The following is a 6,125-nucleotide window of genomic DNA, read 5'->3' as shown; positions in this document are numbered from 1 at the left end:
GAACGATCTCGATCGCTACCGGCTCGCGCTCGACGCGATCGAGCGCATCCCGCGGCTGGCGGGGCGGGTGCCGGCCGAGACCGCGCGTTACTGGGCGACGATGGAACGGCACAAGCTCTACATCGCCGAACAAGGCGACGACATGCCGGAGGTGCGCGAATGGAAGTGGCCGGCGTGAGCGAACCGCGCATCGCATTGGTCCTGAACAGCGGTTCGTCGTCGCTCAAGTTCGCCGCGTTCGACCTGGCGGCACCCGACCTTCGCGAACTGGTCGCGGGGCAGGTCGACCCGACCGACGGGGCGGCGGCATTCGCGACGATCGATGCAGCTCTGGCGAAGGCGGGTGCGCCGGCGCCCGCCTCGGTCGGGCACCGGATCGTGCATGGCGGGCCGAAGCTGTTGCAGCACTGCCTGGTCGATGATGCGGTGATCCGCGAACTGGAACGGGCGGAGCCGTTTGCGCCACTGCATGTCCCGCAGGCTTTGAAGCTGCTGGAGGCAGCCGCGGCGCGCTACCCGGGCCGGCCGCAGATCGCCTGCTTCGACACTGCGTTCCATGCAGAGATGCCGGCCATCGCCCGGACCCTGCCGATCCCCCGCGCGCTCCGTGCGGACGGCATCCACCGCTACGGTTTTCACGGCCTTTCGTGCGAGTCCGTTGTTGATCAGCTGGGCGATCAACTGCCGGGCCGGCTCATCATCGCGCATCTCGGCAACGGGGCGAGCGTGACCGCGGTACGCGGGGGGCGCTCGGTCGATACCAGCATGGGCCTGACGCCGACGGGGGGCGTCGTCATGAGCACGCGAACGGGCGACCTGGATCCCGGCGTGCTGATCCACCTGATGCGGACGCTCGGATGCGGACCCGACGAACTCGAACGGTTCCTCGACAAGGACGCCGGCATGCTCGGCGTATCCGGGCGGTCGGGCGACATGCGCGTACTGCACGCCGCGGCGGGGGACGCGAATGCCGACCTTGCAGTTGCGATGTTCTGTCGGTCGGTCGCCAAGCAGATCGCGGCGATGATGGTCGTGCTCGGCGGGGTGGACAGGATCGTCTTCACCGGCGGGATCGGTGAACATGATCCGTCCGTCCGCCGCAGCATCTGCGACGGGCTCGCATGGGCGGGGGTGTGCCTGTTGGATCATGGCGAGCCTGCTTCCGGCTTCACGGCAACCCGCGCCGCCATCATGTTGCCGTCCCGTGAGGAGCGTCAGATCGCGCGGCATGTCCAGGCGCTCGTCGAGGGCCGTTGATTCGTCTCCGAACGACTGCCGTCACTAGGTAGAACCCGACCGTCCCCACGATGGAGGGAGGGCGCTAAGCAGAAGCCTATCGCTCACAAACCCGGACACGTCCGTGATCGGCAATTGGGCATCAAGTTGGAGTTCCCCATGCCCGCTATCGCTAACGAAGCTGCCTATTGCACGCGGCGGATCGCGCGATCGACCGAGCTGGCGCTTGCCTCCACAGATATCTGTGCGCGGCTATCGCACGCTGGTATCGCGGCCGCCTATGGCAAGCGGCTGGCATCCCTCGCCGCCCCCGGCACCTCCGCGAACCTGCCGACCTCTTCGGTCTTGATCGGGACGGGATTGGTGCCGCAAACCGATGGGACGCTGCCGAGACCCCGGGCTCCAACTTTCGATAACGGTGCAAGTGCGCTGCCTGCCGATGATGGGCCGACTCTGACGGTGGGCCATGCCGTCGAACACGACATGGCCGACGGCGAGATCGCGCAGCTGAAGGCGAGACTGGTCGCGTTGGAAAATGTCACCGTTGCGATGTTGGCAGGCGCATCCAACGATCAGCGCGCGGTCATTCACGACATGGCGCTGTTCGCCAGGCCGCTTGTCTCCAAAGTGGGTGACGGCACGACGATCGACACTGCGGATCTGATGGACCGGCTGGCGACACGCGCCGCTTTGGTTGCACGCGTTCAGGCCTGACCTGCAACGCGCGTCGACCTTGCAGTAGGGCTCAAGCCCAATCGGTGGATTGGGCGCTGGCGCTGCCACCCGGCGACGTCAGCGCCGTCGAAGACGCTTCCGCCCATTCCAGCGGGCGGGCTGCATGCGCTACCCGAATGCTGGGAAGGGCGATGATACCGATGAACCGCGCCGTTCTTTGCGAGATGTTGGCGCCGTCCTGGTCAAGCCCGGTCGCCACCCGAAAGCGCGCTTCCCGACATTTTCGGCCACCGAGTGCTTCACTTTGTTGAAGACGCCTTCTGCCGCGTCGCGGGGGCCCGCAGCGTCGCCACCCGCTACGACACGCTGGCCGTTTCTTTCCGAGCGCTGCCCTTACTGCGGCCCCCGCCTTCGGACTGCGAACGGGTCCGGACCCTATGTAATTTTCGGTGCGCGTCGCATCGCCATCGGCAAGGCCGGTGCGGCGCCGAACCGGATGACCAGATCGGGACGCCCGTCACCGAGACCGAGCGACTTGGCGAAGGCGGAGCGCACCGCGGGCACCTCGATCGGCTGGTTGACATGCGCGTGGCGCAGACCGAGCACCGTCGCCTGAAGCGCGAAACGCTCGAAGCTTCGGCCGACCCGCACCCAATGATCCCTGTCCGCCCGGTCGCCGATGAAGACGGCGATGCCCGAGGACGATCGGAGTTGCTCGGTGTAGCGTTCGGTCTCGGAAGCCTTCGTGAAGAACAGCGGAAACATCCGCTTGCCGAGCCAGGTGGGCGACGTCCGACTGCCGGAACAGGCCGAGTAGAGACCGTCACCCGTGCGGAGTGCCGCCGCCTCGTTGAAGCGCAGCCAGAGCATCAATTCCGCCATGAAGGCCGGATCACCCATCTGCAGATCGTTCGCGTGGAGGACGGTTTCCAGAACACGCTCGCGGCCCGGCGGATCGGTGATCAACAGGACCGACACGCCCGGGACGGCGGCGGCGCGCTCGAGACTTCTCAGGTCTTCGACCGGGATTGCCCGACGATCGTAGGGAGAACGTGTCGACTGACGTGCCGGGATCGCCCGGCAGAGAGCGAGATCGCGCGATTGGCCGCTGGCCAGTCCGATGGCGATGCGTCCGTTGCCCGACGGGTCGAAGCCGATGGACGCCGGCCGTCCGCTTGCCGATGCCGCGATCGCCAGGTTTTCGGCGGCACATCCGAGACTGACGAACAGATGATGATCGTCGGGATCGACGACCGGTGTCCGTCGCGACAGGTCCGGCAGGATGTCGACGCCGGCGCGTGTGGCGGCAAAGCGCCACGGTTGCGTGTTGTGACCGTTCGGTGCGAGCGTGGCATATCGCACGAAGTCGGGCAGATCGGGTGTCGGTCCGAGCGGTGCCCGCAGCCTGCTCATCGTGGTGTCGTAGGCGCCGCCGACCGTGCTGCTGCAGCCGCTCAAACCGCCGAGGGCAAGCGCGGCCGAGCCTAGCAAAACGTCGCGTCGATCGGGCATCGTGAATCTTTCCGCGAAATGCATGGTGTCAGAGCCGGTCGCGCAGGTGCGCGAGGCTGATTGCGGGTGAAAGGTCGCCGTCGGCGTCCCGACATTCGCGTTCCAGATCGGACCGGACCTTCTCGATCTCGCGCTCGGTCAGGTGCTCGATGCCGATGAACTGCGACCGCGCCGCGTCGACCGCACGGATCAGCTCGTCGAGCTTGGCCTGCATGGCCGCCGCATCCCGGTTCTGCGAGTTCTGGATCAGGAACACCATCAGGAACGTCACGATCGTTGTCGCGGTGTTCACGACCAGCTGCCAGGTGTCGGAGTAGCCGAATAGCGGTCCAGTGACCGACCAGAGCAGGATGATCGCGACGGCGGTTACGAAGGCGATCGGCTGACCAGCGACACCGGCGAACCGCGTCGCGACGACAGTGAACATCCGGTCGGACCGGTCCGTCGACCGGCCGGCACGGCCTGGCCGACCCGTTACCGGTTGCGGGTCGATCATGCCGCGTCCTGTTCGGGGGGCCTATCCCCCAGGTCGTGTAGCGCGACGAACGCGTCGATCAGAACGCGGGGATCGAACATTCCCTTGTAGACGGGCGGCGGTGTTCGAGCCAGGCCAAGCAATTCCGAGACGGCGGCCTGGGCCGAGCGGACCGAGTATTCCACCGTGAACACGACATCGTCCGGCAGCTCGCAATATTGTCCGATGAAGGCGTAGTTGACCGAATGTTGCGGCACGACCCGGGGACGATCGCCAGGCTTTCTTGGCATGAACTGGCTGGTGATGAACGGCATCATGCACGGGATGCAGTTCGACGCGGCCAGGACGGTGTCGGCGTCGCGGACGATGCCGAGATGGCCGAGGATCTCCGTCATGATCTCACGCCCCGTGCAGGCCGACATCGGCTTCTGGACGAAGTCGCCGATCGCATCGACCGACAGGCCATACCCCCAGAAGACGCTGACGCTGTCCGGCTGCCCGATGAAATGCGGTTGATGGGGGATGACGATCGACGCCAGCCAGCTCGACTGCGGAAAGGTGATCAGGCCGCCCTCGCCGGGCACGTTGCCGGTCGCGTCGCGGACGAGGTTCAGGAAGGTCGGATCGGTCAGCGTGGTCGTGAACGAGACCCATTTGGAACGATCGATATTACCGGCGAAGGTCGCCGGGCGACCGAAGTCACGGCGACCGGCGGCGATCCTCCGCCAGAGCCGCCATGCCCCACCATCGGACTTGCCTTTCAGCGCGGGCGCGGCGTCCATCGCGCCGAGGCTGGACGCTTCGGTCATGGACCCGAGCGTGACGAGGAGGAAGTCGTCCTCGCCGAGTTCGATACAGTCGCGAACGCCCGCCTTCTCGACGATGATGGAGGACGCGGCCTCGCCGCCGCCCTCCGGAACGAAATCGATGTCGACGACCCGCACCCCCGTTTCGAACCGGACGCCGTGATCGGCAAGCCATTTGTGAAGCGGCCGGACCAGCGAGTCATACTGATTGTAGACGGTCCGCATGATACCGGTCAGCCGGTTGAACCCGCCGATCATGTGCGCGAAGCGAACGAGATAGCGTTTGAATTCGACCGCACTGTGCCAGGGCTGGAACGCGAAGGTCGTGCACCACATGATCCAGAAGTTGGTCTCGAAGAAGGACGGATCGAACTGACCGGCAATGGTCGCATTCCCGAGCGTCACCTCGGGTAGAAGCGCCAGACGCTCGATCGTGAGGATATGCTTCTCCGTGAGGTCGAACGCCGGTGCTGTCCGGCGTTCACCGTCGACGAAGAACCGCGACCTGGAGGACGTCTGCATCGTCCGGTTCCAGTCGAAGATCTCTTCCGTGACCGTGCGTGCGCCGTCGAGCGCCGGGATCGACGAGAACAGGTCGAAAGTGCACAGATACTTGCTTTCGAGCATGCGTCCGCCCCGAACGACATAGCCGGTCTCGGGGGTGCCCGACCCATCGAGACTGCCGCCGATCACGTCCGTCTCTTCGAGGATCGTGATATCGGCACCCAGTATGTCGCCGTCGCGGATCATGAAGGCGGCAGCGGCCATCGACGCGATGCCTCCCCCAACCAGCCACGCCTTGGCTCCGGCGCGCGGAGCGGGGCGGGTGAACGCCGCATGGTCGGCACCTTCGGGCGTGATGGTCATCGTCGTGTCTCCAAGTCGCGACGACAAACCCGAAAGCGGATGTCAGACGAAAGGCAGGCGATATCGATACTCCGGCCACCGGTGCGGGACCCAGTGTCGGGAACTACCTACCGCTCAACCGTAAGCCCGGTTCGGTCGTGATCGATCGAGGCGGCGATGGCGGTCAGGAGCGTCCGGTCGCCGACCGTGCGCTGGAGGACCTTGTCACCGTAACGCTCGGCTTCCAGGACCGTCGGGCCGGTCGAACCGGGACCGTCGAGAAGCAGGGCCTTGCCCCGCCAGCCACTGGCCCGCATCCGCCGCAGCAGATCGAGGCCGCCGATGTCCTCCATCTCGAGGTCCAGGATGATGCACGGATAGTCCCGCGACTGTGGGTCGGCGAGGATGGCGGCGCATGTCGGGTAGGAACGCACGGCGAAGCCCTCGGAACGCAGCATCAATTGTCGGGCACGGCGGGCGGTGGGTTCCCCATCGACCAGGGACACCCCGATCGCGTCTTCGGACGTCGTCTCGATAATATTCTGCATGTCTCGATCCTTGGCTTCTCCCAAGGA

At 65.8% G+C, this 6,125-nt stretch carries 7 protein-coding genes; 3 read left to right on the top strand and 4 right to left on the bottom strand.

What is annotated here, in order from left to right; translation table 11 throughout:
- Positions 1–37 precede the first annotated feature (37 nt).
- From BKY59_RS09090 to BKY59_RS09080, 3 genes are all read left to right on the top strand, one after another.
- Positions 38–178 (top strand): hypothetical protein, encoded by a 141-nt coding sequence (locus BKY59_RS09090; RefSeq protein WP_420822089.1) that lies wholly within the window; start codon positions 38–40, stop codon positions 176–178.
- On the top strand, positions 175–1,257 hold the full coding sequence (locus BKY59_RS09085) for an acetate/propionate family kinase (protein ID WP_240500041.1): 1,083 nt from the start codon (positions 175–177) through the stop codon (positions 1,255–1,257). Before BKY59_RS09090 ends, BKY59_RS09085 begins: the two co-directional genes overlap by 4 nt.
- Before the next feature lie 114 nt (positions 1,258–1,371).
- Positions 1,372–1,950: a hypothetical protein gene (locus BKY59_RS09080; protein ID WP_129586314.1), complete on the top strand. Its 579-nt coding sequence runs from the start codon at positions 1,372–1,374 to the stop codon at positions 1,948–1,950.
- 396 nt (positions 1,951–2,346) lie between these two features.
- Here BKY59_RS09080 and BKY59_RS09075 read toward each other — a convergent pair whose 3' ends face one another.
- The 4 genes from BKY59_RS09075 to BKY59_RS09060 all read right to left on the bottom strand — a co-directional run bounded on the left by BKY59_RS09075 (position 2,347) and on the right by BKY59_RS09060 (position 6,122).
- Positions 2,347–3,423, bottom strand: a complete 1,077-nt coding sequence (locus tag BKY59_RS09075) for an Acg family FMN-binding oxidoreductase (RefSeq protein ID WP_076070793.1) — start codon at positions 3,421–3,423, stop codon at positions 2,347–2,349.
- Between the two features lie 28 nt (positions 3,424–3,451).
- A complete protein-coding gene (locus tag BKY59_RS09070) occupies positions 3,452–3,850 on the bottom strand; it encodes a low affinity iron permease family protein (RefSeq protein WP_076070831.1) in 399 nt (132 codons plus the stop codon).
- A gap of 65 nt (positions 3,851–3,915) precedes the next feature.
- Positions 3,916–5,571, bottom strand: coding sequence for an oleate hydratase (locus BKY59_RS09065; protein WP_076070791.1), 1,656 nt, complete (start codon positions 5,569–5,571; stop codon positions 3,916–3,918).
- 107 nt (positions 5,572–5,678) lie between these two features.
- Complete coding sequence (locus tag BKY59_RS09060) at positions 5,679–6,122, bottom strand: response regulator (RefSeq protein WP_129586313.1); 444 nt, start codon at positions 6,120–6,122, stop codon at positions 5,679–5,681.
- Positions 6,123–6,125: the final 3 nt, after the last annotated feature.

The organism is Sphingomonas montana (assembly GCF_001956315.1).
Lineage (GTDB): Bacteria > Pseudomonadota > Alphaproteobacteria > Sphingomonadales > Sphingomonadaceae > Sphingomonas_R > Sphingomonas_R montana.
This window is presented reverse-complemented; position numbering and strand designations above follow the sequence as displayed.